The 22695-nt window shown below is 70.6% G+C and carries 17 protein-coding genes and 2 tRNA genes; 6 read left to right on the forward strand and 13 right to left on the reverse strand.

The window, feature by feature from the left end; all coding sequences use genetic code 11:
- The first annotated feature begins 52 nt into the window (after positions 1-52).
- Complete coding sequence (locus QWJ90_RS00705; protein WP_290105672.1) at positions 53-2095, forward strand: M3 family metallopeptidase; 2043 nt, start codon at positions 53-55, stop codon at positions 2093-2095.
- A 15-nt stretch (positions 2096-2110) separates the two neighbouring features.
- On the opposite strand, the gene QWJ90_RS00710 is transcribed toward QWJ90_RS00705, so the two are convergent.
- Together QWJ90_RS00710 and QWJ90_RS00715 are read right to left on the reverse strand one after the other, a co-directional pair.
- Positions 2111-2785: a response regulator gene (locus tag QWJ90_RS00710; RefSeq protein ID WP_290105674.1), complete on the reverse strand. Its 675-nt coding sequence runs from the start codon at positions 2783-2785 to the stop codon at positions 2111-2113.
- Positions 2782-3876, reverse strand: a complete 1095-nt coding sequence (locus tag QWJ90_RS00715; protein WP_290105675.1) for a sensor histidine kinase — start codon at positions 3874-3876, stop codon at positions 2782-2784. The genes QWJ90_RS00710 and QWJ90_RS00715 overlap by 4 nt, the downstream gene beginning before the upstream one ends.
- A 123-nt stretch (positions 3877-3999) precedes the next feature.
- On the opposite strand from QWJ90_RS00715, the gene QWJ90_RS00720 reads away from it, so the two are divergent.
- On the forward strand, positions 4000-5931 hold the full coding sequence (locus QWJ90_RS00720; RefSeq protein ID WP_436836669.1) for an amino acid transporter: 1932 nt from the start codon (positions 4000-4002) through the stop codon (positions 5929-5931).
- Between the two features lie 60 nt (positions 5932-5991).
- On the opposite strand, the gene clpX is transcribed toward QWJ90_RS00720, so the two are convergent.
- From clpX to QWJ90_RS00735, 3 genes are all read right to left on the reverse strand, one after another.
- Positions 5992-7263, reverse strand: a complete 1272-nt coding sequence (clpX, locus tag QWJ90_RS00725) for an ATP-dependent Clp protease ATP-binding subunit ClpX (RefSeq protein ID WP_290105676.1) — start codon at positions 7261-7263, stop codon at positions 5992-5994.
- A gap of 137 nt (positions 7264-7400) precedes the next feature.
- Positions 7401-8060 carry an ATP-dependent Clp protease proteolytic subunit gene (locus QWJ90_RS00730; protein WP_156241067.1) on the reverse strand — a complete coding sequence of 220 codons (660 nt, stop codon included), beginning with the start codon at positions 8058-8060 and terminating at the stop codon, positions 7401-7403.
- Positions 8061-8080: 20 nt separating this feature from the next.
- Positions 8081-8674 (reverse strand): ATP-dependent Clp protease proteolytic subunit, encoded by a 594-nt coding sequence (locus QWJ90_RS00735; protein ID WP_290105677.1) that lies wholly within the window; start codon positions 8672-8674, stop codon positions 8081-8083.
- Between the two features lie 189 nt (positions 8675-8863).
- Between QWJ90_RS00735 and glgX the strand changes: the two genes are divergently transcribed.
- The 3 genes from glgX to treZ are packed head-to-tail and all read left to right on the forward strand — an operon-like array spanning position 8864 to position 15047.
- Positions 8864-11047 carry a glycogen debranching protein GlgX gene (glgX, locus tag QWJ90_RS00740; protein ID WP_290105678.1) on the forward strand — a complete coding sequence of 728 codons (2184 nt, stop codon included), beginning with the start codon at positions 8864-8866 and terminating at the stop codon, positions 11045-11047.
- Entirely contained in the window at positions 11044-13326 is a 2283-nt protein-coding gene (gene treY / locus QWJ90_RS00745; RefSeq protein ID WP_290105679.1) for a malto-oligosyltrehalose synthase, read from the forward strand. Before glgX ends, treY begins: the two co-directional genes overlap by 4 nt.
- Positions 13323-15047: a malto-oligosyltrehalose trehalohydrolase gene (gene treZ / locus QWJ90_RS00750; protein WP_290105680.1), complete on the forward strand. Its 1725-nt coding sequence runs from the start codon at positions 13323-13325 to the stop codon at positions 15045-15047. Before treY ends, treZ begins: the two co-directional genes overlap by 4 nt.
- Positions 15048-15251: 204 nt before the next feature.
- Here the strand turns inward: treZ and tig are convergent, their stop codons facing one another.
- The 4 genes from tig to QWJ90_RS00770 all read right to left on the reverse strand — a co-directional run bounded on the left by tig (position 15252) and on the right by QWJ90_RS00770 (position 17798).
- Positions 15252-16850, reverse strand: a complete 1599-nt coding sequence (tig, locus tag QWJ90_RS00755; protein ID WP_290105681.1) for a trigger factor — start codon at positions 16848-16850, stop codon at positions 15252-15254.
- Positions 16851-16920: 70 nt separating this feature from the next.
- Positions 16921-16997 (reverse strand) — tRNA-Pro (locus QWJ90_RS00760).
- 94 nt (positions 16998-17091) lie between these two features.
- Positions 17092-17165, reverse strand: a tRNA-Gly gene (locus QWJ90_RS00765).
- A 93-nt stretch (positions 17166-17258) separates the two neighbouring features.
- Positions 17259-17798, reverse strand: a complete 540-nt coding sequence (locus QWJ90_RS00770; RefSeq protein WP_290105682.1) for a gamma carbonic anhydrase family protein — start codon at positions 17796-17798, stop codon at positions 17259-17261.
- 162 nt (positions 17799-17960) lie between these two features.
- On the opposite strand from QWJ90_RS00770, the gene QWJ90_RS00775 reads away from it, so the two are divergent.
- Complete coding sequence (locus QWJ90_RS00775; RefSeq protein ID WP_290105683.1) at positions 17961-18446, forward strand: Dps family protein; 486 nt, start codon at positions 17961-17963, stop codon at positions 18444-18446.
- A gap of 404 nt (positions 18447-18850) precedes the next feature.
- Here the strand turns inward: QWJ90_RS00775 and QWJ90_RS00780 are convergent, their stop codons facing one another.
- From QWJ90_RS00780 to QWJ90_RS00795, 4 genes are read right to left on the reverse strand one after another with little or no spacing between them, the layout of a single operon-like run.
- Complete coding sequence (locus QWJ90_RS00780; RefSeq protein ID WP_290105684.1) at positions 18851-20356, reverse strand: amidohydrolase; 1506 nt, start codon at positions 20354-20356, stop codon at positions 18851-18853.
- The gene (locus QWJ90_RS00785) at positions 20353-21003 is read right to left on the reverse strand and encodes an FMN-binding negative transcriptional regulator (RefSeq protein WP_290105685.1); all 651 of its coding nucleotides are present in this window, start codon (positions 21001-21003) and stop codon (positions 20353-20355) included. Before QWJ90_RS00785 ends, QWJ90_RS00780 begins: the two co-directional genes overlap by 4 nt.
- A 35-nt stretch (positions 21004-21038) precedes the next feature.
- Entirely contained in the window at positions 21039-22061 is a 1023-nt protein-coding gene (locus QWJ90_RS00790; protein ID WP_290105686.1) for an Fpg/Nei family DNA glycosylase, read from the reverse strand.
- 5 nt (positions 22062-22066) lie between these two features.
- Positions 22067-22564 carry a ribose-5-phosphate isomerase gene (locus tag QWJ90_RS00795; RefSeq protein WP_290105687.1) on the reverse strand — a complete coding sequence of 166 codons (498 nt, stop codon included), beginning with the start codon at positions 22562-22564 and terminating at the stop codon, positions 22067-22069.
- Positions 22565-22695: the final 131 nt, after the last annotated feature.

Genomic DNA, 22695 nt, shown 5'->3' on the forward strand with positions numbered 1-22695 from the left:
GTCTCGTCAGCGAGACGGATGGCGAAGGCGGGTCCGTCGTTAGGCTGGCGGGATGACCGCGCCGGCTTTCAACCCGCTCCTGGCTCCCTCGCCGCTGCCCTACGGCATCCCGGACTACGCGGCGATCGAGCCGCAGCACTACCTGCCGGCGTTCCAGGCGGCCTTCGCGGAACAGCGCGCGGAGATCGACGCCATCAGCACGGAGCCCGCGGCGCCGACGTTCGAGAACACGCTGGAGGCACTCGAGCGATCCGGCGCGCTCCTCGACACGGTCTCCCGTGCGTTCTACACCGTGAACTCCGCGCATGCTTCGCCGGAGATCCAGGAGATCGACGAGCAGCTGGCACCCCTGATGTCCGCGCACGCCGACGCGATCGCCCTCGATTCGGCGCTCTACGAGCGGATCGCGACCGTGCACGCGCAACGCGACGACCTGCCGCTCACTGGTGAGCAGCGTCGGCTCGTCGAGCGCCGGCACACGGAGATGGTGCGGGCGGGCGCCGCGCTCGACGCGGAGGCGAAGGGCCGTCTGACGAAGCTCAACTCCCGCCTCGCGACCCTCACCACACGGTTCGAGAAGAACCTCCTCGCCGACACCAACGATCTGGCCGTCGTGTTCGACTCCGCAGCGGAGCTCGAGGGGCTCTCCGCGGGCGAGATCTCCGCCGCGACGGAGGCCGCTCGGGCCCGCGGCCTCGCCGGGCGATACGTCGTCCCGCTCACGCTGTTCACCGGTCATCCGCAGCTGTCCTCCCTGGTGCGTCCGGGGAGCCGCCGGCGCCTGCTCGCCGCATCGCGAGCGCGCGCCGCCCGTGGGAACGCCCACGACAACACCGCGGTGGTGCGCGAGATCGTCCGCCTGCGTGCGGAGCGGGCGGAGCTCCTCGGCTACCCGTCGCACGCCGCCTATGTCACCGCCGACGAGACGGCGGGCTCCCCCGAGGCCGTGCGCGACATGCTGCATCGTCTCGCCCGGCCCGCGGCGCGGAATGCGCAGCGGGAGAAGACGGCCCTGGAACAGGCCGCCGGCCATCCGATCGAAGCCTCGGACTGGGCCTTCTACACCGAGAAGGTGCGGCAGGAGTCGTACGCCATCGACGTCGTGGCCCTCCGGCCCTGGTTCGAGGCGGAGCGCGTGCTGCAGGACGGGGTGTTCCACGCCGCCCACGCCCTGTACGGCGTCTCGTTCCGCGAGCGCGCCGACCTCGTGAGCTATCACCCCGAGGTGCGCACGTTCGAGGTGCTCGACGCCGACGGCTCGGCGCTCGGCCTGTACCTCCTCGACCTGTACGCTCGCGACACCAAGCGCGGCGGCGCCTGGATGAACTCCCTCGTCGCGCAGTCGGAGCTGCGCGGCACGATGCCCGTCGTCGTCAACAACCTCAACGTCGCAAAGCCCGGGCCCGGTGAGCCGACGCTCCTCACCCTCGCCAACGTGACCACGCTGTTCCATGAGTTCGGGCATGCGCTGCACGGCCTCTTCGCCCGCGTCCGATATCCGCATCTCGCGGGCACGGCCGTCCATCGAGATTTCGTCGAGTTCCCGAGCCAGGTGAACGAGATGTGGCTCCTCTGGCCGGAGGTGCTCGCGAACTACGCCGTGCACCACGAGACGGGCGAATCGCTGCCGCCGGAGATCGTGGACCGGCTGCAGGCGAGCACGACCTTCAACCAGGGCTTCGAGACGAGCGAGTACCTCGCCGCCGCCTGGCTTGACCAGGCGTGGCACTGCCTGAGCGCGGCGGAGGCGGCAGCCGTCGACGATGTGGCGGCGTTCGAGGCCGCGGCGCTCGCGGAGATCGGCCTCGACGACCCCGCAGTGCCGCCCCGCTACTCCTCGACGTACTTCCAGCACGTGTTCGCCGGCGGGTACAGCGCCGGGTACTACTCCTACATCTGGGCGGAGGTGCTCGACGCCGACACCGGGGAGTGGTTCCGGGAGAACGGCGGTCTCTCGCGGAAGGCCGGCGATCGCTTCCGCCGGCTCCTGTTGGGCGTGGGCGGCGCGAAGGACCCCCTCGATGCCTACCGCGACTTCCGCGGCCGCGACGCCGACATCGCCCCGCTACTTCGCCGCCGCGGGCTCGACGCGTAACCGCGCCGGGCGGTGTCAGGGGCGGTAGCGATAGCCGAGCCCCGGCTCCGTCAGCAGGTGGCGGGGTCGGGCGGGGTCCGCTTCGAGCTTGCGTCGGAGCTGACTCATGTAGAGACGCAGGTAGGCGTCCTCGCCCGTGTACGCCGGGCCCCACACCGTCGTCAGCAGCTCCCGCTTGCCCACGAGCCTGCCGACGTTCTGCAGCAGCACCTCGAGCATCGACCACTCGGTCGCGGTGAGATGGACGGCGGCGCCCTCGCGCGTCACGGCGTGCGCGGCGAGATCGACCGTGGAGGGCCCGAGCTGGAACCGGTCGGCCTCGCCTGCTCGAGCGGGCGAGACCCGCAGCAGCGCGCGCACACGCGCCAGCAGCTCGTCGACGGCGAACGGCTTCGTCACGTAGTCGTTCGCGCCCGCGTCGAGGGCCGCGACCTTCTCCGCGGTCTGCGACCGTCCGCTCAGCACGAGGATGGGCATGCGATGCGCGCTCCGGACCGTCGCGATCACCTCGATGCCGTCGAGCGCCGGCAGGCCGAGGTCGAGGATGACGAGGGCCGGCTCCCGTCGCGCGATCTCGCGGACGGCCTCGGCGCCGTCGCCCGCTTCCATCACGTCGTACCCGCGCGCCTCCAGGTTGAGCGCGAGGGTACGCCGGATGGCCGCGTCGTCCTCCACGATGAGGATGGTCATGATCGACCGCCGGCACCGCGACGGCCGTCATCCACGACAGGAAGGATCAGCACGCCGGTCAGGCCCCCGCCCTCGGTCGGCCGCAGCTCGAGCGCACCGCCCATGGCCTCGGCGAATCCTCGTGAGAGGGAGAGCCCGAGACCCGCGCCCGTCCCCCGGTCGTCGAGCCGGCGGAACGGACGGAAGGCGTCGGCGCGCTCGGACGTGGGGATTCCCGGCCCTCGGTCCACGACGGCCAGCTCGACCCGGGGCCCGGTCTGACCGATGCGGAGCTCCACCTCACCTCCACCGTGATGGAGGGCGTTGCGCACCAGGTTCACGATGACGCGCTGCACGAGGACCGGGTCGCCGACGGCGTCCGAGACCGCCCCGGACACCGTGACGCGCACGCCGTCGCCCTCCGGCCCCAGCTCATCGAGCGCGAGGCCCGCGGCGTCCTCCGGCCGCATCGCCTCGAGCGCGACCGGGAGGACGCCCGCATCCAGGCGCGAGGAGTCGAGGAGGTCGTCGAGCAGCCGCTCCAGCCGCGCCAACGACGCCAGTGCCGTGGTCAGCAGCTCCCGACGCTGACCGGGCGTCCACTCGACGTCCTCGCTGACGAGGCTCGCCACCGCGGCCGAGGCCGCCGCCAGCGGCGTGCGCAGGTCGTGCCCGACGGCGGCGAGGAGCGCGCTGCGCGTCCGGTCGGCCTCCTGCGCCGCCTGCGCCCGGCTCTCCGCGGCGATCGCCTGTCGCGCCAGCAGCAGCCGCGCCTCGGACTGGCCGACGACGAGACTCACCAGCACGCCCACGGCGACGAACACGGCGATGGCCACGAGCTGCGCGAGATCGGTGACGTGCACGGTGTGCACGGGTTCCGTGAAGAAGAAGATGAGCAGCGGTCCCGCCACCACAGACGTGACGAGAGCGACGACGAGGCCGCCGAGCACGGCGGCGACCACCACGATCAGGAGGTAGAGCAGCGCCGCCACCACGAGATCCTGCGCGTCCATCGAGGCCGCGACGCCCGCCGTGGTTCCCACCAGCGCGAGGAGCACCACGGCCGAAGCCGTGAGCTGTCGCCGGAGGGGAAGCATCGCGAAGCGCCGCACGAGAGGGATTCTCCCCGCTCCGGGGGGCACCGCCCCCTCGCGGCGCGCCGACCCCCGGGAATCCTGACGCGATCCTGACGCCGAGGCACGTCCGGCGCCCCGACGCGGGACTAGCGTCATCCGGTGTCCAGTTGGAGAGGCGGAGATCAGATGCTCGTCGAGAGCGCAGTGAACCCGGAGAGCCGAAGCGGAAGCGAACCGGAGATCGATCCGGGCGGGGGCGCGCCGTGGTGGCGGGTGATGTGCCTCACCGGCGTCGACTACTTCTCCACACTCGGCTACCAGCCCGCCATCGCGGCGCTGGCCGCCGGCCTCCTCTCCCCCATCGCCACGCTGGTGCTCATCGCCGTGACGCTGTGCGGAGCCCTTCCCGTCTACCGGCAGGTGGCGAAGGAGAGCCCGCACGGCGAGGGATCCATCGCGATGCTCGAACGGCTGCTGCCCTGGTGGGGCGGAAAGCTGCTGGTCCTCGTGCTCCTGGGGTTCGCCGCGACGGACTTCATGATCACGATCACCCTCTCGGCAGCGGACGCGACGGCGCACATCGTGGAGGACCCCTTCGTTCCCGAGGGCTGGGAGAGCCTCGAGGTGCCGATCACGCTGCTGCTCGTCGCGCTGCTCGGCGCCGTGTTCCTCAAGGGCTTCCGCGGCGCGATCTCGATCGCCGTCGTACTGGTCGGCACCTTCCTCGTGCTGAACGCCGTGGTCATCCTCGTGTCGATCGCGGAGGTCGCGGCCCGCCCGGTGCTCCTGCGCGACTGGCTGACCACCGTCACCACCGCCCACGGCAGTCCCCTGGCGGCTGTCGCGGTCGCGCTCCTCGTCTTCCCGCGGCTGGCACTGGGTCTGTCCGGGTTCGAGACCGGGGTGGCGGTGATGCCGCAGATCCGCGGTCGACGTGGCGACACGGAGGCGCGGCCGACGGGGCGCATCCGAGGAGCGCGCCGGCTTCTCACCGCTGCCGCCGTCACGATGAGCGGCTTCCTCCTCGGGTCCAGCTTCGTGACGACGCTCCTCATCCCGCAGGCGGAGTTCCAGCCCGGCGGCGGGGCCAACGGGCGGGCGCTCGCCTATCTCGCACACGACCTCCTCGGCGAGCGATTCGGAACCGCGTACGACATCACGACGGTCCTCATCCTGTGGTTCGCGGGGGCCTCGGCGATGGCGGGTCTGCTGAACCTCGTCCCCCGCTACCTCCCGCGGTACGGCATGGCGCCCGCGTGGGCGGCGGCGACCCGGCCCCTCGTGATCGTCTTCACCGCGATCGCATTCGCCATCACCATCGCGTTCCGCGCGGACGTCGACGCCCAGAGCGGTGCGTACGCCACGGGCGTGCTCGTCCTGATCACCTCGGCCTCCATCGCCGTCTCCCTCTCGGCGCGTCGCCGGCGCAGGCCGCGCGCGGCCGCCGCCTTCGCCCTCATCGCGGCGATCTTCCTCACGACGACGGCAGTCAACGTCGCCGAGCGACCGGATGGCGTGAAGATCGCCGCCCTCTTCATCCTCGGCATCGTGTCCGTGTCGGTGCTCTCGCGCGTGCCGCGGTCCTTCCAGCTTCGCGCGCGTTCGGTCCTCTTCGACGACCGGGCGCTGGCGTTCATCCGGCACGACGCCGAGCACCACGGCTCCGTCCGCATCGTCCCCAAGGAGCCCGGGATCGGCACGGCGACGGAGTTCGCGGACAAGCTGCGGAATGAACGACGCTTCAACGGCATCCCGCGCGCGGCTCAGGTCGTGTTCCTGCAGGTGCACGTGGGCGACTCCTCCGAGTTCGAGGAGGATCTCATCGTCCGCGGCGAGGAGCACGCGGGTCACCGCGTGCTGAGCGTGCGGGCGGCGTCGGTGCCGAATGCGATCGCGGCGGTCCTGCTCGCCATCCGCGATGAGACGGGCGTCGTCCCGGATGTCTACTTCGAGTGGAGCGAAGGCAGCCCGGTGTCGAACATGCTGCGCTTCCTCATCTTCGGCACCGGCGAGATCGCCCCCGTCACCCGCGAGGTGCTGCGGCGAGTCGAGCCGCTGCGGCGGTGCCGACCGGACGTGCACGTCGGCTGACCGCCGCGGACAGCGGAAGGGCCGGGATCGCTCCCGGCCCTTCTGCATCGCAGGTCCTGCCTAGGCGCTCTTCTTGCGCTGACGCAGCACCACCGTCGGCGCGGCGCCGTCTTCGACGGCAGCACGGGTGATGACGACCTTCGCGACGTCGTCGGCGGAGGGGATCTCGAACATGATCGGCCCGAGCACCTCCTCGAGGATGGCCCGAAGGCCCCGTGCGCCCGTCTTCCGACCCACAGCGAGATCGGCGATCGCGCGCAGCGCCTCCTCCTCGAAGTCGAGGTCGACGCCGTCGAGCTGGAACATGCGCTGGTACTGCTTGACGAGGGCGTTGCGCGGGACGGTGAGGATCTCCATCAGCGCGTCCTGGTCGAGCGCGCCGACGGAGGCGATGACCGGCAGACGCCCGATGAACTCGGGGATGAGCCCGAACTTGTGCAGGTCCTCCGGCAGCACCTCGGCGTACAGGCCGCCGTCTTCGCGCTTGTCCTGCAGCGGAGCGCCGAAGCCGACGCCGTGACGACCGACGCGCGAGGAGATGATGTCCTCCAGGCCGGCGAATGCGCCGGCGACGATGAACAGGACGTTCGTGGTGTCGATCTGGATGAACTCCTGGTGCGGGTGCTTGCGCCCGCCCTGCGGCGGCACCGACGCCACCGTGCCCTCCAGGATCTTCAGCAGCGCCTGCTGCACGCCCTCACCCGAGACGTCGCGCGTGATCGAGGGGTTCTCCGCCTTGCGGGCGATCTTGTCGACCTCGTCGATGTAGATGATGCCGGTCTCGGCGCGCTTCACGTCGAAGTCCGCCGCCTGCAGCAGCTTGAGGAGGATGTTCTCCACGTCCTCGCCGACGTAGCCCGCTTCCGTGAGGGCCGTCGCGTCTGCGACGGCGAACGGCACGTTCAGGCGCTTCGCCAGGGTCTGCGCCAGGTAGGTCTTGCCGGAGCCGGTCGGACCGAGCATGAGGATGTTGCTCTTGGCGATCTCGACGTCCTCGGCCTTCTGCTCGGCCGTCTTGATCTCGCCGCGTGCGCGCACGCGCTTGTAGTGGTTGTAGACGGCCACCGCGAGGGCGCGCTTCGCGGGCTCCTGACCCACGACGTACTCCTCGAGGAAGCCGAAGATCTCGCGCGGCTTCGGGAGGTCGAACTCGGCGACCGCTCCCTCGGAGCCGGACTCGGCCATCCGCTCTTCGATGATCTCGTTGCAGAGCTCGACGCACTCATCGCAGATGTACACGCCGGGTCCGGCGATCAGCTGCTGCACCTGCTTCTGACTCTTGCCGCAGAAGGAGCACTTGAAGAGGTCGGCACTCTCACCGATGCGAGCCATGGTCCTTCTCCTCCTGGGATCCCTGTCGGGGTTGTGTTCGAGCCTAACCTCTGCTGCCGACACCGACGCCAGCGACGCGGAACCGCAACAGGAGATGCCCCGGACGCGATCGCGTCCGGGGCATCTCGGCGCCCGTCCTACTTGGACAGCGGCGTGCGCTTGCGCGTGGTCAGCACCTGGTCGACGAGGCCGTACTCCACGGCCTCCGCGCCACCGAGGATCTTGTCGCGGTCGATGTCCTTGTGGACCTCCGCCTGCGACTTGTTCGAGTGCTTCGCCAGCGTCTCCTCGAGCCAGGTGCGCATGCGGAGGATCTCCGCGGCCTGGATCTCGATGTCCGATGCCTGACCGTGGCCGGCCTCGCCGACGGCGGGCTGGTGGATGAGGATCCGGGCGTTCGGCAGCGCGAGACGCTTGCCGGGGGCGCCGGCGGCCAGCAGCACGGCGGCTGCCGAGGCTGCCTGGCCGAGCACGACCGTCTGGATCTGAGGCGAGATGTACTGCATCGTGTCGTAGATCGCCGTCATGGCCGTGAAGGAGCCGCCGGGCGAGTTGATGTACATGATGATGTCGCGGTCGGGGTCCTGGCTCTCGAGCACGAGGAGCTGGGCCATGACGTCGTCCGCAGACGCGTCGTCGACCTGCACGCCGAGGAAGATCACGCGGTCCTCGAAGAGCTTGTTGTACGGGTCCTGGCGCTTGTAGCCGTAGGCCGTGCGCTCCTCGAACTGAGGCAGGATGTACCGGCTGCTGGGGACCTGGAAGCCCTGCGGCGTCGCGGTGTAGGGGGTGTTCATCGTGTGGGTCCTCTCTCGCCTCACTGCGCGTCGCGGTCGGTGCCGCCCGCGCCCGCCACGTCCGCCGCGTGCTCGCGGATGTGATCCACGAAGCCGTAGGCCAGTGCCTCGTCAGCGGTGAACCAGCGGTCGCGGTCGCCGTCCTCATTGATCTGCTCGACGGACTTGCCGGTCTGAGCTGCGGTGATCTCGGCGAGGCGGTTCTTCATCGAGATGATGAGCTCGGCCTGCGTCTGGACGTCGCTGGCGGTGCCGCCGAAGCCGCCGTGCGGCTGGTGGAGGAGCACGCGGGCGTTGGGCGTGATGTAGCGCTTGCCCTTCGTGCCGCTCGTCAGCAGGAGCTGCCCCATCGAGGCCGCCATCCCGATGCCGACGGTCACGATGTCGTTCGGAACGAACTGCATCGTGTCGTAGATCGCCATGCCGGCCGTGATCGAGCCTCCGGGCGAGTTGATGTAGAGGTAGATGTCCTTCTCGGAGTCCTCCGCGGCGAGAAGGAGGATCTTCGCGCAGATCTCATTCGCGTTCTCGTCGCGCACCTCCGTGCCCAGCCAGATGATGCGGTCCTTGAGGAGCCTGTCGAAGACACTCTGTGCCATCAGCGGTTCGGCCATGAAATCACTCCATTTCGGTGATGCGTCGAGTTCGACCCTACCGGCGCGATTTCAGCGCCCCGTCCGTGTTCGCCGTGGGCATATCAGCAGCGTCGGCGGTTCTCAATACCATGAGCGCGGCGCGCTTTCCATGCCTATCTTCCGGATGCCGCGCGCGCATACGTTCGCCCATGACACCAGGAGGAATCTGTGATCACTTGGCCAGGCACCCCGTACCCGCTCGGGGCCACGTACGACGGCGATGGAACGAACTTCGCGCTCTTCAGCGAAGTCGCGGAGCGAGTCGAGCTCTGCCTCATCGGCGATGACGGCATCGAGACGCGGGTGACGCTGCAGGAGGTCGACGGCTACGTCTGGCACGCCTACCTCCCCGAGGTGGGACCGGGTCAGCGCTACGGCTACCGCGTGCATGGCCCGTCCGACGTCACCGCCGGCCAGCGCTGCAACCCGAACAAGCTGCTCGTGGACCCGTACGCGAAGGCACTGTCGGGCGAGATCGACTGGGATCCGTCGCTGTACGACTACCAGTTCGACAACCCCGACGAGCGCAACGACGACGACTCCGCGGGGCACACGATGCTCGGCGTCGTGGTCAACCCGTACTTCGACTGGCGCGGCGACCGCCAGCCCCGCACGCCGTACGACGAGACCGTCATCTACGAGGCGCACGTGAAGGGGCTCACCGAGCTCCACCCCGACGTCCCCGAGTCGGACCGCGGCACCTACGCCGGCATCGCGCATCCGAGCGTGATCGCCCACCTCCAGCGGCTGGGGGTCACGGCGATCGAGCTCATGCCGGTGCACCAGTTCGTGCACGACAACATCCTGCTCGAGAAGGGGCTCCGCAACTACTGGGGCTACAACACCCTCGGGTTCTTCGCCCCGCACAACGGGTACTCCGCCTGGGGCGACGCGGGCGAGCAGGTGCAGGAGTTCAAGGCGATGGTGCGCGCTCTGCACGCCGCCGGCATCGAGGTCATCCTCGACGTGGTCTACAACCACACGGCCGAGGGCAACCACATGGGCCCGACCCTCTCCTTCAAGGGCATCGACAACGCCGCGTACTACCGACTCGTCGACGACTCCCCGCAGCACTACATGGACTACACCGGCACCGGCAACACCCTCAACGTGCGGAACCCCCACTCGCTGCAGCTCATCATGGACTCGCTGCGCTACTGGGTGACCGAGATGCACGTCGACGGCTTCCGCTTCGACCTCGCCGCCTCGCTCGCACGCGAGTTCTACGACGTCGACCGGCTCTCGAGCTTCTTCGAGCTCGTGCAGCAGGACCCGATCGTCTCGCAGGTGAAGCTCATCGCCGAGCCGTGGGACGTCGGACCCGGCGGCTACCAGGTCGGCAACTTCCCGCCGCAGTGGACGGAGTGGAACGGCAAGTACCGCGACACCGTCCGCGACTTCTGGCGCGGCGAGCCCTCGACCCTCGGCGAGTTCGCCTCGCGCATCACCGGCTCCGCCGACCTGTACCAGACGTCCGCGCGTCTGCCGCGAGCCTCGATCAACTTCGTCACAGCGCACGACGGCTTCACCCTCAGCGACCTCGTGTCATACAACGAGAAGCACAACGACGCCAACGGCGAGGACAACCGCGACGGCGAATCGCACAACCGCTCGTACAACCTCGGCGCCGAGGGCCCGACCGACGACCCGGAGATCCTCGAGTCGCGCGCCCGCCAGCAGCGCAACTTCCTCGCGACGCTGCTGCTGTCGCAGGGTGTGCCGATGATCGCGCACGGAGACGAGCTCGGGCGCACGCAGCAGGGCAACAACAACGGCTACGCGCAGGACAACGAGCTGAGCTGGATGCATTGGGACGAGGCGGATGATCCGCTGATCGAGTTCACCTCGGTCGTCACGCGTCTGCGGCGCGATCACCCCACCTTCCGCCGCTCGCGCTTCTTCGACGGCCGCCCGGTCCGGCGCGGCGAGGGCGACCCGCTGCCCGACATCGTCTGGCTGCAGCCGAGCGGCACGGCGATGGAGCCCGAGGACTGGGAGACCGCGTACGCCCGCTCGGTCGGCGTCTTCCTCAACGGGCAGGGGATCATCGGGCGGGGGGCCCGCGGGGAGCACATCGTCGACGACAACTTCCTCATCTGCTTCAACGCGCACATCGAGCCCGTCGACTTCGTGCTGCCGGCGGAGGAGTACGGCGAGTGGTGGGTGATCGTCCTCGACACCGCAGACGGCATCGACCTCACCGCCCGCGCAGCGGGCTCGTCGGTGCGGGTGGAGGGCCGCTCGATCGTCGTGCTGCGGGCTTACCGTGAGCCGGAGGAGACGCCGGACTACTCCCCCGCCGCGTCGGTCGAGCTCGCGCTGAGCCGTGCCAAGGGCGAGGAGACGTCGTGAAGACGCCTCGCTCGACGTACCGCCTCCAGATCGCGCGGGACTTCCCGCTCGACGCCGCCGCCGAGGTCGTGGGCTACATCCGCGACCTCGGGGCGGACTGGGTGTACCTGTCACCGCTCCTGACCGCCGAGCCCGGCTCGAACCACGGCTACGACGTCGTCGATCATTCCGCGGTCGACCCCGAGCGCGGCGGGGCGGATGGCCTGCGACGGTTCGCCGAGGCCGCTCGCGAGGCAGGGCTGGGGATCCTCGTCGACGTCGTGCCCAATCACGTCGGGGTGGCGACGCCGGAGCGGAACCCGTGGTGGTGGGACCTGCTGACGCACGGGCGCGAGTCCCGGTACGCCGAGGCGTTCGACGTGGACTGGGACGCAGGAGACGGACGCATCCGCCTGCCCGTCCTCGGCGAGGACGACCCCGAGCTGCGCATCGAGGACGGCGCGCTGTGCTACTTCGAGCACCGGTTCCCCATCGCGCCGGGCACCGCGGATGACGGTGCGGACGCCGCGACCGTGCACGCGCGTCAGAACTACGAGCTCGTTCCCTGGCAGCGGGAGAACGCCGAGCTGAACTACCGCCGCTTCTTCGCCGTCTCCACCCTCGCGGGCATCCGCGTGGAGGAGCCGTGGGTGTTCGACGAGTCCCACGCCGAGATCCTGCGCTGGGTGCGCGAGGGCATCGCCGACGGTCTGCGCATCGATCACCCCGACGGCCTCGCGGACCCCGGCGGGTACCTCGAGCGCCTCGCAGAGGCGACCGACGGCCGTTACGTGCTGGTGGAGAAGATCCTCGAACCCGGCGAGCAGCTTCCGACGCACTGGGCGACGGCGGGAACCACGGGATACGACGCGCTGGGCGACGTCGACCGGGTTCTCGTCGACCCGGCGGGGCGCGCCGTGCTCGACGCTCTCGAAGCGGAGCTCGCCGGGGGCGAGGCCGACTGGGAGCGGATGGTCCACGACGGCAAGCGCGGCATCGCCGACGGCATCCTCGAGTCGGAGGTCCGACGTCTCGTGCGTCTCCTCCCGGAGGTGCCGGACGCGCAGGACGCCCTCGCGGAGCTCCTCGCCTGTTTTCCCGTCTACCGCTCCTACCTGCCTGCGGGGCGCGAGCACCTGGAGGAAGCCGCGGCGAAGGCGCGCGCCGCACGCCCCGATCTCGCGGAGACGATCGACCGTCTCCTCCCGCTTCTCGGCGACCAGGGCCATCCCGCCGCCATCCGCTTCCAGCAGACGTCGGGCGCAGTCATGGCCAAGGGCGTGGAGGACACCGCGTTCTACCGGTATGGGCGTCTGGTGTCGCTCAACGAGGTGGGCGGCGACCCGTCGGAGTTCGCCGTCACGCCCGAGGAGTTCCACCGTCGGCAGCAGACGCGCCAGGCGATGACCCCGGTCTCGATGACGACGCTCTCCACGCACGACACCAAGCGCGGCGAGGACACCCGCGCGCGCATCGACGCCTTCTCCGAGGTGCCGGAGCGCTGGCGCGAAGCACTCACCACGCTCCGATCGCGCGCGCCGCTCGGCGACGGCCCACTCGAGGCGCTGCTGTGGAGCACGCTCATCGGGGCATGGCCGCTCTCCCGCGAGCGCGCCCACGCATACGCCGAGAAGGCGGCCCGTGAGGCCGGCACCGGCACCACGTGGACGGCGCCTGACGAGGAGTACGAGCGTCGCCTGCACATGCTGGTCGACGCGGCCTTCGACGACGCGGAGGCTTCCGCCGTCGTCGAGGAGTTCACGGCGACCGTGCGCGCGGCCGGGTGGTCGAACGGACTGTCGGCGAAGCTCCTGCAGCTGACCATGCCGGGTGTGCCCGACGTGTACCAGGGCAGCGAGCTGTGGAACCGCTCGCTCGTCGACCCGGACAACCGCCTACCGGTGGACTACGAGGAGCGGCGGGCGGCTCTCGCGCGCGTCGACGGCGGCGAGCTGCCGCCCGTGGACGAATCGGGCGTCGCGAAGCTGCTCGTGACGGCGCGAGCGCTGCGTGCGCGTCGCGACCGCTCCGAGCTGTTCACGCGCTACGCGCCGCTGCCCGTCGTCGGAGAGGCCGCCGCGCACCTCATCGCATACGACCGCGGCGGCGCGGTCACCCTCGCGACGCGCCTGCCGATCGGGCTCGAGCGGCGGGGCGGCTGGGGAGACACGCAGGTGCTGCTGCCTCCGGGAGCGTACGTCGACGCGATCACGGGCACGGCCATCCGCGGTGGCACGCTGCGCGTGACCGACGTCCTCACCCGCTACCCGGTCGCGCTGCTGCTGAAGGAGGAGTCATGAGCTTCGAGGTCTGGGCCCCGAACGCGGGGACGGTGGCGTTGCTGCTGGACGGCGACCGCCACGACATGCACGCGGTGGGTGACGGATGGTGGAGCGCTGTCATCGAGGAGCGAGCCGGCGCCGACTACGGCTACCTCCTCGACGACGACGAGACGCCCCTTCCCGACCCGCGCTCGCGCCGACAGCCGGACGGCGTGCACGGCCTCAGCCGCGTGCACGACCCGAGCGCCTACGCGTGGACCGACGAGGGATGGACGGGCCGCCAGCTCGCCGGCGGGCTCATCTACGAGCTGCACATCGGCACGTTCACCCCGGAGGGGACGTTCGACGCGGCGATCGCGCGGCTGCCGCACCTCGTCGAGCTCGGCGTGGACTTCGTGGAGATCCTGCCGGTGAACGCCTTCAACGGCACGCATAACTGGGGCTACGACGGCGTCCTCTGGTACGCCGTGTCGGAGAGCTACGGCGGGCCCGAGGCGTACCAGCGGTTCGTCGACGCGTGTCACGGCGCCGGTCTCGGCGTCGTGCAGGACGTCGTCTACAACCACCTCGGGCCGAGCGGCAACTACCTCCCGCGGTACGCGCCGTACCTCTCGGACGCCAGTGCGAACACCTGGGGCGCGTCGGTCGACTTCAGCCGGCCCGAGGTGCGCGCCTTCGTCGTCGACAACGCCCTGATGTGGTTGCGCGACAACCACGTCGACGCGCTGCGCCTCGACGCGGTGCACGCGCTCGTCGACGACGGCCCCGTGCACATCCTGCAGGAGCTCGCGGAGGAGGTGGACGCGCTGAGCGCGCACCTGCGCCGGCCGCTCACGCTCATCGCGGAGTCGGACCTCAACGACCCGAAGCTCATCACCCCGCGAGAGGCGGGCGGCTACGGCCTCCATGCGCAGTGGAGCGACGACTACCACCACGCCGTGCACGTGGCGCTGACGGGCGAGACGACCGGCTACTACGCCGACTTCGAGCCGATGTCTGCCCTGGCGAAGGTCGCCACGCGCGGCTTCTTCCACGACGGCACATGGTCGTCGTTCCGCGAGCGCGAGCACGGCAAACCCATCCCGCCCGAGACGCCCACCTGGCGGCTCGTCACCTATGCGCAGAACCACGATCAGATCGGCAACCGCGCGACCGGCGACCGCCTGAGTCAGACGCTCGACGACGACCGGCTCGCCCTGGCCGCCCTCCTCTCCCTCGCGACGCCCTACACGCCCATGCTGTTCATGGGCGAGGAGTGGGGCGCCTCGACTCCCTGGCAGTTCTTCACCTCCCACCCCGAGCCCGAGCTCGCGGAGGCGACGGCGGAGGGTCGGATTGAGGAGTTCGCGAAGATGGGCTGGGACCGGGACATCGTGCCCGACCCGCAGGACCCGGAGACCTTCACGCGATCGCACCTGGACTGGGACGAGCCCTACCCGGCCGACGGCGAGCCGACCCGGCACACGCGCCTCCTCGGGGTGCACCGGTCGCTGGCCCGACTGCGGCGGAGCGAGCCGGAGCTCACCGACCCGCGATTCGGGCGGCTCTCAGCGGAGTGGAGCGAGGAGCCGCGCTGGATCCGCCTGCGGCGCGGCGGTCTCGAGATCGCCGTCAACCTCTCCGAGGAGCCGCTGTCGATCGGGCGCCCGTCGGAGGTGCTGTTCGCGACGGCGGCGCTGGGTGAGGCGGATGGAGCCATGACGGTGCCGCCCCAGGGTGGCGCGATCGTCCGGGTCTGAGGCTCTCCCGACGCGCGAGAGAGCGCGGGTGCCATCCGGCACCCGCGCTCTTTCGCGCGTGGCGCGGCACCCGGCGGTGCGACCTCACGGAATGCACGCGTCTCAGCCGCAGAACGGCACCCCTGAGTCAGACCGCCATCTCCGGCCGGATACACGAGAGAGCGCGGGTGCCATCCGGCACCCGCGCTCTCTTGTGGTGAGGTGTTACTCCGCCTTCTCGGCGGGAGTCTCCTCGGCCTTGGGCTCCGCCTTCTTGCGCGTAGCGCGCTTCTTGGGCTTCTCCTCGGCAGCAGGCTCCTCAGCCGCGGCCTCGTCGGCCTTGGGCTCCGCCTTCTTGCGCGTAGCGCGCTTCTTCGGCTGCTCCTCGGCGGCGGGCTCGTCCGCCTCGGGCTCGGCGGCAGACTTCTTCTTCGCTGCGGGCTTCTTCTTCGCGGCGGGAGCCTTGACGGCCTCCTCCTCGTCGGCGGGAGCGTCAGCCACCGGCGCCTCGTCGACCGAAATCTCCTCGGCCTCGTCGGACTCCTCGTCGACGGCGGCGAAGTCGCTCACGTCCACGGGGTTGCCGGCGGAGTCCACGACGGTGACCTTGCCGAGGACGATCGCGATCGCCTTGTTGCGCGCGACGTCGCCCATGAGCGCGGGCAGCTGGTTGCCCTGCTGCAGCGCCTGGACGAAGTCCTGCGGCGACATGCCGTACTGGGTCGAGGCCTGGATGAGGTACTGCGTGAACTCGTCCTGCGAGACCTGCACGTCGAGCTGCTCGGCGATCGCGTCGAAGAGAATCTGCGTGCGGAACTGCTTCTCGCTCGCCTCGGTGACCTCGGCGCGGTGCTCGTCGTCCTCGAGGCGGTTCTCCTGCTCGAGGTGACGGTGCACCTCGTCCTCGATGAGGCTGGCGGGAACGGGGATCTCGACGGTCTCGAGCAGCGTGTCGACGAGCTGGTCGCGCGCGGCGGAGCCCTGCGAGAACGCGCTGCGCGAGGCGGCGGTCTCCTTGAGCGACTCGCGCAGCTCGGCGATCGTGTCGAACTCGCTCGCCATCTGGGCGAAGTCGTCGTCGGCCTCGGGCAGCTCGCGCTCCTTGACCGCCTTGACGGTCACAGCGACCTCGGCCTCCTCGCCGGCGTGGTCGCCGCCGACGAGCTTCGAGCGGAACGTGGTGTCCTCGCCGGCGGTGAGCGAGTCGATGGCCTCGTCGATGCCGTCGAGCAGCTCGCCCGAGCCGACCTCGTACGAGACGCCCTCGGCGCGGTCGATCTCCTCGTCGCCGATCTTGGCGACGAGGTCGAGCTCGACGAAGTCGCCCTTCGCGGCGGGACGGTCGACCGGGACGAGCGTGCCGAAGCGCGCGCGCAGGTTGTCGAGCTCCTCGTCGATCTTCGCGTCATCGATCTCGACTGCGTCGACGGTGACCGTGAGGCCCTCGTAGGCGGGGATTTCGAACTCGGGACGGACATCCACCTCGACGTCGACGACGAGGTCGCCGGAGAAGTCCTTCTCGCTGGGCCACTCGACGATGTCGGCCTGCGGACGGCCGAGGATCTTCACGTCGTTCTCCGCGACGGCGGAACGGAAGAAGCCGTCGAGGCCCTCGTTCACGGCGTGCTCGATGACGGCGCCGCGGCCGACGCGCTGATCGATGATCGGAGCGGGAACCTTGCCCTTGCGGAAGCCCGGGACCTGCACGTCGCGGGCGATGTGCTCGTACGCGTGCTGGATGCCCGGCTTGAGGTCTTCGGGGCTGACCGTGATGTGAAGCTTCACCCGCGTCGGGCTGAGCTTCTCGACGGTGCTGTTCACCATGCTGGTTCGTTCTCCTTGTGACGGACCCGCGCGCTGGGCGCCGGTGCGGGCTGAGGTCTGGATGGGCCGTTGGTCGGGGCGACAGGATTTGAACCTGCGGCCTCCCGCTCCCAAAGCGGGCGCTCTACCAAGCTGAGCTACGCCCCGCGGATATCCCCGCGAACGGGAACACGAAACGGCCTCGGAAAGTCTAGCCGACCAATCCGCGTGGCCATGCCACCGGCGGGGCGAGAAGGAGATGTGGAGGGGATGACGAGAATCGAACTCGCGTGACCAGTTTGGAAGACTGGGGCTCTACCATTGAGCTACATCCCCGGAGCCGTCTCCGGCACCGGGAACGATCTTAGCCCAACCCCGCGAGTGGTTCGAACACCGCGGATCCGCCCGCGCGCGTCGCCTCGGCGATCCTCAGCCCTCGTCGAGAGCGGCCGCATGGCGCGTCGCGTGCCCGAGGTAGTTGGCGGCGTTGCGCGCGAGACCCGCGACCTCCTCGTCGGTGAGCGATCGGCGCACCTTCGCCGGCACGCCAGCGACCAGGCTCCGCGGCGGGACGACGGTGCCCTCGAGCACGATGGCGCCGCCCGCCACCAGCGACGACGCCCCGATGTCGGCGCCCTGCAGGACGACCGCGCCCATCCCGACGAGCGCGCCGTCGCCGATGCGGCAGCCATGCACCACCGCGTTGTGCCCGACCGAGACGCCGTCGCCGATGATCGCGTCGAAACCGGCGCCCACATGGACGGAGACGTTGTCCTGCAGGTTGCTGCGCTCGCCTACGCGGATGGCGCCGGTGTCGCCGCGAAGGACCGCGTTGTACCAGACGCTCGAGCGGGCGCCGATGATGACATCCCCCACGATGCGGGCGCCGTCGGCGACGAAGACGTCGGAGGCGAGCTCGGGTGTGTCGTCGCCGAGCGCGAGGACCGTGGCACGGGGTGAGATGGTCATGCCACGACCCTATGCGCTCCCGAGGTTCGGTAAGCCTCACTTTCCCTGCTTCACCGGCGATTTAGCCGAGCCTGCGCTTGCTTGCGGAATGCCTGTCGGCGAGTAGCGTTGTATTCACCGACAGGGCGTGACCCACGCTCGGCAAGACGAAGGAGAACCACCATGAGCGACGCACAGACCATCTCCGCCACCGCTTCCGACCCGACGGTCGCCGCCGGCTCGGCTCAGTTCCTCTCCCCGGTCGTCCTCGGCCTGCAGGCCCTCGTCGTCAACGGCAAGCAGGCGCACTGGCACGTGCGCGGCGCCAACTTCATCGGGGTGCACGAGTTCCTCGACACCCTCGTCGAGCACGCGCAGGAGTGGGCGGACCTCGCCGCCGAGCGCATCGTGGCCCTGGGGCTTCCCATCGATGCGCGCCTGAGCGCGGTCGCCGGCAAGACCCCCACGACGGGCGCGCCGGCGGGCTTCGCGCAGTCCGACGTGGTCATCCGCGGCGTCGTCTCCGACATCGACACGGTGCTCGCCGACCTTCAGACCGCCATCGAGGGTCTCGACGAGGTCGACCTCACCAGCCAGGACGTCGCCATCGAGATCAAGGCCGGCCTCGAGAAGGACCGCTGGTTCCTGGTGGCGCACATCGCGGAGTGATCGCGCACTCTCCTCGTCAGAAGGCCCCGGTCCGGATGGATCGGGGCCTTCGGCGTGTGCGCGCCTGATCTCCCATGTCTCACTTGCTGCGGCCATCCGACGCTCAGACCCGCCGCAAGTGAGACATGGTCGGCACATCCGCCCCGCCCTGTCTCACTTGCAGCGGCCATCCGACGCTCAGACCCGCCGCAACTGAGACATGGTCGGCACATCCGCCCCGCCGTGTCTCACTTGCAGCGGCCATCCGACACTCAGACCCGCCGCAAGTGAGACATAGTCGGCACATCCGCCCCGCCGTGTCTCACTTGCAGCGGCCATCCGACGCTCAGACCCGCCGCGAGTGAGACACGGTCGAGAGCCTCACCCCGCCTCCGCCGCCGCCGCCACGCCGCCGCCACGCCGCGTCAGGCGAGGTGCGTGAGGCGACCCGCCAGCAGCGTCGCGTGGACAGGCATCCCCCGCAGCTGCTCGGCGGACGCCGCGAGCGGGTCGTGCTCGACGAGCACGAGGTCCGCGACCTCGCCCGGCAGGATCCGAGAGCCGTTCGCCGACCCTCCGGCAGTGGCTGCAGCGAGCGCGGTGGCCGAGTCGATCCCCTGATCGGCGCGCCACGGCTCCTCCCCCGAACGTGCGCGGAAGACGGCGGCGGACATCTGGATCCACGGATCCAGGGGCGTCACGGGAGCATCAGAGCCGAGGAGCACGTTCGCGCCGGCGTCGACGAACTCGCGCAGCGGGTACGCGACGGCCGTCTGCGCGCTCCACTCCGCCGCCACGAGCTCGCGGTCGTCGAGCGCGTGCTCCGGCTGGATGCTCGCTTCGACGTTCAAGCGCGCGAACCGCGCGATGTCGGTGCGCGTGACGAGCTGCGCGTGCTCGATGCGGCCGGGGACGTCCGCGGCGGCGAACGCGTCCAGCGCGTGCCGGTTCGCGACGTCGCCGATCGCGTGGATCGTCGTCACGATGCCCGCCGCCGCCGCCCGGGTGACGAGCTCGAGGAGCGCGCGCGGGTCGGCGTTCAGCCGGCCGCGGCTGCTCCCGTCGGCGTACGGACCCGAGGTCGCGGCCGTGCGCGTGCCGAGCGAGCCGTCGGAGATGACCTTCAGCATGCCGAACTCCACCAGGGGCGACCCGTCGAGCGCGTCGCCGGTGAGGAGACCCTCGGCGATGACGCGGTCGAGGTCGTCGGGGTACGCGTCGAAGCGCACCCGCGTGACATCGTGGCCGCGGGCGAGGCGCCGCCGCCACCGGTCGGCGTTCCACGCCATCTCGAGGTCCTGGACTCCGACGACGCCGCGCGCGGCGGCCTCCTCGAGCGCACCATCGAGGGCGCGGTCCTCGTCCTCCGCGGGGAGATGCTTGAGTCGCTGCTCGATGGCGAACGCGACGCCCTCCCGGACGAGGCCCGAGCCGTCCGTCGCCACGCCCTCGCGTCGCAGCGCGGCGGTGTTCATCCAGACGCTGTGGAGATCGGCGCTCACGAGGTAGGTCGGGACCTCGCCGGTGACCTCGTCGAGCACGGCGAGCTCGGCGGGCTCGTCCCACAGGCCCTCTCGGAGGCGGGCGACGACACGGCGACCGTCGGAGCGCACGGGAGCGGCGAGCGCAGCCCGGGCGGCGTCCCGCGAGGAAGCCGCCTCCTCCACGGAGACGGTGCCGCGGGCCAGCGCGTGCTCGAGGGTGTGCACGTGGTGGTCCCACAGGCCGGGCACGAGCCACGCGCCTCCCGCATCGAGCACCGCACCGCGGTGACGGATGGCCCCGGCCGGGGCGATGTCGACGATGCGGTCGCCATCGAGCCAGACGTCGTACACGCCGTCCACGTCGTAGTCCGGGTGCGCGAGCAGCTCGCGTCCCTCCCCGCCGATGCGCGCCCCCGCGATGACGTCGATCCGGTCCCCGCGCCTCATCGCGCCGTCTCCCGCGCCGCGCGCCGCATCTCCTGCGCGCGGCGCATCTCGTCCGCCAGCTCGGGGTTGCGGTAGGGGCCGTCCGACGCCAGGCCCGCGGCGATCGTCTCCACCACCGCGTCCGGGCGGTTCTGGCTGAGCTTGCGCTTGGCCACGACCTTCGCGGGCGTGAGGCGGAAGCCCACCGTCCCCGCCTCGAGGCGCTCGATGAACGCCGCGTCGTTCGGCCGCTCCCACATGAGCCGAGGGTCCTCCGCGAGGTTCTCGAAGTGCGCGACGAGCCGGTCGAGCACAGCGAGGTTCTCCTCGGACGAGAGCAGCTCGGGGACGCCGGAGAGGTGCACGGAGACGAAGTTCCATGTCGGCACGGCCTTCCCCTCGCCGTACCAGCGCGGGGTGATGTAGCCGTGCGGCCCCTGCAGCACGACGAGCAGCTCGCGCTGGCCGAGACCGTGGATGAGGTCGTCGGGCTTGCCGACGTGGCCGACGACCGTCAGGTCGTCTCGCCCCTCCTCGAGCAGCACCGGATAGTGCGAGGCGACGAGTCCGTCGTCCGTCGCGCTCACGAGCGTGGCCCACGGATGGCCGTGCACGATCCGGCGGATCTCCGGCACGTCGGTCATCGCGAAGCTCGGGTTCTGCCGCATCCTCCGATGCTACGCGGGCGCCGGCACCGGCCTGCTCAGCGCTGGCACGTGGGGCACCAGTAGAGCTTCCGGGCCTGCATCTCCTCGAGCACGATCTCCGTGCCGCACACGCGGCAGGGCAGGCCGGCACGGTGGTAGACCCAGTGGCGGTCGTCGCGGCTGGCCATCGCACGGCGCCAGCCGTCCGCGTCGAGGCCGTCCATGGTCATCATCTGCCCGGTCTCGACGCCGATGCGCAGCAGCTGCACCCAGTCGCGCCAGAGTTCCCGGACGATCTCCTCGGGGATGGCCTTCCCCGGCGTGTGGGGATCCAGCCGGGCGCGGTAGAGCATCTCCGCGCGGTACACGTTGCCGATGCCGCTGACGACGGACTGGTCCATGAGCAGCTGCCCGATCGCGACGTTGCGGCGGCGCACCGCGCGGACGAAGCGCTCCTCGCCCTCCGCCACGTCGCCGACGAGCGGGTCGGGGCCGAGCTTGGCGATCACCGCGGCGATCTCGTCCGGCGTCTGCACCGCGCACGCTGTGGGCCCGCGCAGGTCCGCGCACGTCGCGTCGGTGAGCAGGCGCACCCGCACCTGCCCCACGACCGGCGGCGGCCAGGGCGCGTCGTCGGCGGCGAGGCCGTCGGCCTCATCCAGGCCGCTCGTCTGCTCGGACATGCGCACGTGCACGCGCGCCCGGCGCGGGGCGCCGATCGACGTGAGGGAGTTCTCCCCCGCGTCGTCGAACACCCGCTCCGCATCGGGAAGATCGGTTCCCCGCTGGTTGGTCTGGCCCATCCGCCCGTTCGCGGAGGCGATCGTGGGATCGACGAGGACCTCGCCGGCGAAGTCCCACGCGCCGTAGAGCCCGAGGTGCACGCGCAGCCAGACCTGCTCGTCGAACTCGAGGAACATCTGCTTGCCGACGGACTCCGCGCGCGTCATGGTGCGGCCATCGAGAACCTCCGCGCCCTGCGCGAAGCGGCCCTGCGGGCTCGAGACCGCGACCGGGCGCCCCACGAAGTTGCGCGCGAACTGGCGGGTGATCCGATGGACCGAGTGACCCTCGGGCATCCGAGCTAGGAGACCTGGCGCGGGCCGGGGCCGTCGACGAGCGCACCCTCGCGCTCGTAGGCGCCGATCTGCGCGATCCGGCGGGCGTGCCGCTCGTCGTTCGAGAACGGCGTCTCGATGAAGCGGTCGATGAACCGCGTGACATCGTCGAACGTGTGCTGCCGGGCGCCGATCGCGATGACGTTCGCGTCGTTGTGCTCGCGAGCGAGCTCAGCGGTCGACAGGTTCCACACCAGCGCGGCGCGGACGCCCTCCACCTTGTTGGCGGCGATCTGCTCGCCGTTGCCGGAGCCGCCGAAGACGACGCCGAGGGCGGAGACACCCGCGCGCTGGTCCGCGACGACGGCCTGCGCCGCGCGGATGCAGAACGCCGGGTAGTCGTCCAACGGCTCGTACTCGACGGGACCGTGGTCGAAGACCTCGTGCCCCGCCGCCGCGAGGTGGTGCTGGAGCTGGGTCGAGAACTCGAGACCCGCGTGATCGGTCGCGATGTGGATGCGCATGGCTCCGATTCTCTCGCACCTCGCCGGGCCGAGGCGCACACCGGCGGATGGCTCGCCGCGAATGCCGTGAGCGCGCGCCGTCGAGCACGTAGAGTGTTGAGGTTGCCGCAGGCGTCATCAGCGCCCGGAGA

This window comes from Microbacterium oryzae (assembly GCF_030406385.1).
GTDB classification, from domain to species: domain Bacteria; phylum Actinomycetota; class Actinomycetes; order Actinomycetales; family Microbacteriaceae; genus Microbacterium; species Microbacterium oryzae_A.

Bases quoted from the DNA above. Each gene is read 5' to 3' on its own strand.
- QWJ90_RS00705 (WP_290105672.1), top strand. From the start codon at position 53: ATGACCGCGCCGGCTTTCAACCCGCTCCTGGCTCCCTCGCCGCTGCCC.
- QWJ90_RS00710 (WP_290105674.1), bottom strand. From the start codon at position 2,785: ATGACCATCCTCATCGTGGAGGACGACGCGGCCATCCGGCGTACCCTC.
- clpX (WP_290105676.1), bottom strand. From the start codon at position 7,263: ATGGCTCGCATCGGTGAGAGTGCCGACCTCTTCAAGTGCTCCTTCTGC.
- QWJ90_RS00730 (WP_156241067.1), bottom strand. From the start codon at position 8,060: ATGAACACCCCCTACACCGCGACGCCGCAGGGCTTCCAGGTCCCCAGC.
- QWJ90_RS00735 (WP_290105677.1), bottom strand. From the start codon at position 8,674: ATGGCCGAACCGCTGATGGCACAGAGTGTCTTCGACAGGCTCCTCAAG.
- treZ (WP_290105680.1), top strand. From the start codon at position 13,323: ATGAGCTTCGAGGTCTGGGCCCCGAACGCGGGGACGGTGGCGTTGCTG.
- tig (WP_290105681.1), bottom strand. From the start codon at position 16,850: ATGGTGAACAGCACCGTCGAGAAGCTCAGCCCGACGCGGGTGAAGCTT.
- QWJ90_RS00770 (WP_290105682.1), bottom strand. From the start codon at position 17,798: ATGACCATCTCACCCCGTGCCACGGTCCTCGCGCTCGGCGACGACACA.
- QWJ90_RS00775 (WP_290105683.1), top strand. From the start codon at position 17,961: ATGAGCGACGCACAGACCATCTCCGCCACCGCTTCCGACCCGACGGTC.
- QWJ90_RS00780 (WP_290105684.1), bottom strand. From the start codon at position 20,356: ATGAGGCGCGGGGACCGGATCGACGTCATCGCGGGGGCGCGCATCGGC.
- QWJ90_RS00785 (WP_290105685.1), bottom strand. From the start codon at position 21,003: ATGCGGCAGAACCCGAGCTTCGCGATGACCGACGTGCCGGAGATCCGC.
- QWJ90_RS00790 (WP_290105686.1), bottom strand. From the start codon at position 22,061: ATGCCCGAGGGTCACTCGGTCCATCGGATCACCCGCCAGTTCGCGCGC.
- QWJ90_RS00795 (WP_290105687.1), bottom strand. From the start codon at position 22,564: ATGCGCATCCACATCGCGACCGATCACGCGGGTCTCGAGTTCTCGACC.